This is a genomic window from Maribrevibacterium harenarium (genome assembly GCF_006385675.1).
Classification (GTDB): Bacteria; Pseudomonadota; Gammaproteobacteria; order Pseudomonadales; family Marinomonadaceae; genus Marinomonas; species Marinomonas harenarium.
Window position 1 is genome coordinate 1 of record NZ_VFRR01000033.1, and the last position, 3,707, is coordinate 3,707.

Below are 3,707 nucleotides of genomic sequence, written 5' to 3' on the forward strand. Positions count from 1 at the left end.
AGTGACGTTCGTCGCGGCATTCAAGCGTGCTGAGCTGTTGGTTGCGGTAACCGTTACCGCACCGCCCATGGTTAGGCTGCTGCCTTCCGCATCCAGTGTCACGGTGCCGTTCGTTGCTGTGGTGATATTGGCTAGGATGCTTAGGGCACCAGCGGCTGTCACCGTGATATGACCGGTGGTGCTGTTGATCTGCGCATTGTTGGTTACATCTGAACCGCTACCGTTGGCATCGATTCGGATAGAACCCGAACCGTGTGCTACCACACCTACTTGATCGCTATCACCATCGTTGATCACGATGCTGCCACTTAGCGTAGTCAGAACGATATTGCCGTTGTTACCCGAGATCAGATCCGCTTGCGCTGCATCGACTACGTCGGTGGTTGTCGCATCGGTGTTGAACGCCGTGGTCGTTACCGCCACAGAGTCCACCGTGATGCTGTCCGCTTCGGTGAGGTAGATACCAGTCGCGATGGTACCGGTGCTGTTCGCACTGATGGTGGCTACCGTGGTCGTCAAGTGACGATCACTGCTCGCAATCGCGTCATCCGCTTCTAGGCGAAGGTTCGTTGCCGTCACGTTCATGGTGCTGCCAGTGGCATTGATAATGCTGCCGGTGTCCGCTACCACAGAAACGTTTTGCGCAACGACGTTACCGATAGTGACGTTCGTCGCGGCATTCAAGCGTGCTGAGCTGTTGGTTGCGGTAACCGTTACCGCACCGCCCATGGTTAGGCTGCTGCCTTCCGCATCTAGGGTGACCGTACCATTTGTGGCAGTCGTAATGTTCGCCAAGATGCTAAGCGCATCAGCGGCTGTCACCGTGATATGACCGGTCGTGCTATTGATCTGCGCGTTGTTTGTCACATCTGAACCGCTACCGTTCGCATCGATTCGGATCGAGCCAGAGCCATTGGCAACCACACCCACAGAGTCGCTATCGCCATCGTTGATCACGATGCTGCCGTTTAGCGTAGTCAGAACGATATTGCCGTTGCTACCGGCAGTGATTAGGTCAGCCAAAGTAGAGGTATCAGTGCTGTCCGTCACTGCGCCGTCGGTAGCAATTTCTTTCACCAAAATCGCACTTACGTTATCCACTGCAATGGCTGTTGCTTCCGTAACAAATAGGTTACCGGCAGAAGCCAATGCAGCGATAGTGCGTACTTCCGTGTTCACATGCTGAGCACCAGCACCGATTGAGGTACCGGCTTGGAGACGAGTCTGATCAGCAAATAGGTTGCTTGAACCCACTGTTGTGATCGCGCCGCTGGTTGCGCCGACATAGACATTGCCCCAGTTTGCTTGGTCAACAATGGTTCCGTTAGTGCGATCCGTTGCAGTACGGGTATCTAGCAATCCAAGTTGAACATTGGTCGCCGCTTGGTAGCGAATATTTTGTCCCGTTGTTTGTGCAACGGCGCCGTCAGCCATGGTAATGCTGCCACTTGCCGCATTCACATTCACCGTACCGCTCACCGTGATCAAATCACCTGCTGCCGCTTGAGAAACATCCGCGTTCGCGTACACCGCGATGTTGCCGGACGTAGAATTCACCGCGCCGTTAATCACCACGTCTGAGCCAGAGCTGATGGTGGTCGACAAGCGAATATCACCGCTAGTGGTCGTGATTGCCGAGCCACTGCTGTCTCCATCAGCGATTGTCAACGAGCTTGCTGCATTCAGTACCACGTCACCAGTTTTGGTGGTGACATCGGATTGTGAACTAGCCAAAGCGCTGGCAACCGCGCTGCTGTCTACCTTGTTAACAGAAACGGCAACCGTACCGGTGGATACCGACGTCGTATCATGAGTGAAGATACTGCCGCTATCGGATTGCAATGACCAAGTATTAACCGTGGTTTCCAAGTGGTTGGTTGTCGTTGCAATGCCATTCTCCGCATTGATTGCCAAACTATTCGCCACTACATTCGTGTCAGAGACATTAGACTGATTATCAAGCACTTGACCCGCAGTAGAAGTTAATGCGACATCACTACCAGTAGCCTGGATTGAGCTCAAACGAATATCTTTGACCGCATCGAGGCGAACATCCCCGCCAATAGTTAAGATGTTAGAACCAGACGCCATCGTAATCGCCTGTTCCGCATCCAAATAGACGGTACCCGAGAATGTTTCTAGCGTGTTAGTTACCGCAGCAAGTGTGATATCCCCTTGCGCCGACAAATGTGCATGTCCATCGCCTTCAAGCTTGATTTGTCCATTAACTGCAATATTGCCTGAGGTGGCAGAGAGTTTCGCGTTACCACCAACTAGATTAATTGCACGATCGTTTATGCTTCCTTTATTCAGGATTAAGTCAGTTGCCTCAATGACAAGATCGCCACCGCTTAGGATCTCGATATCTTCAAGATCTTCACGCAGATTATTATCAGTGATAGAAGCCGTCGAAGATGTTTCTCCTACACGCTCAACGGTAATGCTTGCAACTTGATCAATAGTCAAAGCATTCGCTTCGTTGATAAAGAGACCATTCGCTCTTGAATGTGCAGCTAACGCTGTCACGTCTGTTTCAAGCGCATTGACAGTCGTGCCGTCATTACCGACACCGGAAGTAGCGTAAATTCTTAGGCTGTTCGCAACGATATCGGTAGCAGAGTCACCACCATCGAGGAATAATCCACCCTTGAGACTGACGTCACCAGTACCCGCATCCACATGGCTCACGGTTACCGTATTTGCCGCCGAGAGGCGCACATTACCATCTTGCGTAGTAGTCGTGACGGCATCATTCATGGTAATCGAACGGGTTGCGAGTACATCGATGGTGTTGCCCGAGCCAGCCGTGCTGATATTCGCATTTTGCAGCACATCTTGACCGGCATTTAGGCTGATGTGACCTGCTGAGCTGCTTACTGTACCGCCTAGCGTCAAGTCAGACGTCGAACCGCCTGCGCTTAATAGCAAGTTACCTGCGGCTGTCGTCGCACCGCCAGATGCGAGTGTTTCAATACCGCCATTTGTGGTTACTACAACAAGGTTGCTCGCGCTGTTGAGATTGCTCTGTGCGGCATCAGTGCTCGCTGTTAGCGTCGTACCATCGGTACCCACTTGATTCACATTAATCGCGTTTAGCGTACCAATCTGCAATGCACTTGCTTCGGTGAGGTATAAGCCACCTGTTCCGGTGCCGTTCACATCCGCAGCCAGTTTCGCGACGTTCAGTTCTAGATGGTCTGAACCTGTACCTGCACCATTTCCATCTGCTGTGCCGGTGGTCACAATGCGCAGTTCATCGGCCGTTAGGTTATTCGTATCGGCGTTTGCATCCGTGATCGTCGCAGCACTTAGGCTGATATCACCCGTTGTCGTCAACTGCCCCAAGGCTAGGGTTGTCGCCGCTACATAACGGATATTGTTTTCGCCGGTTGTGACTGCACCATCCGCCATGGTAATGGCATTGGCTCTCACATCAACCATACCTGTGCGACTGGTGGTCAGATCGCCATTGGCGTTTTGCGTTAGCGTGTTGTCTGTCACAACACTGATATGGCCTGAACCTGCGTTCAATCCGGCATCCAAAGTGATTTGGCCGGTGACATTCAGTAGTACATTGCCGCTACCTGCTGCCGACAAACCTGTTGTGCTATCTGTACCATCATTGATGGTCAGACCGCCTGCATTGACGCTTACAACAACAGCACCGTCTGAGGTCGTTGTTAGGTCTTCTTGGGCGCTATTCTGGG

The 3,707-nt window shown here is 52.2% G+C and carries 1 protein-coding gene; it reads right to left on the reverse strand.

Going from position 1 to position 3,707, the window contains the following annotated elements:
• The coding region (locus tag FJM67_RS17550; protein ID WP_181161510.1) for a beta strand repeat-containing protein at window positions 1–3,707 on the reverse strand (3,707 nt) is incomplete at both ends.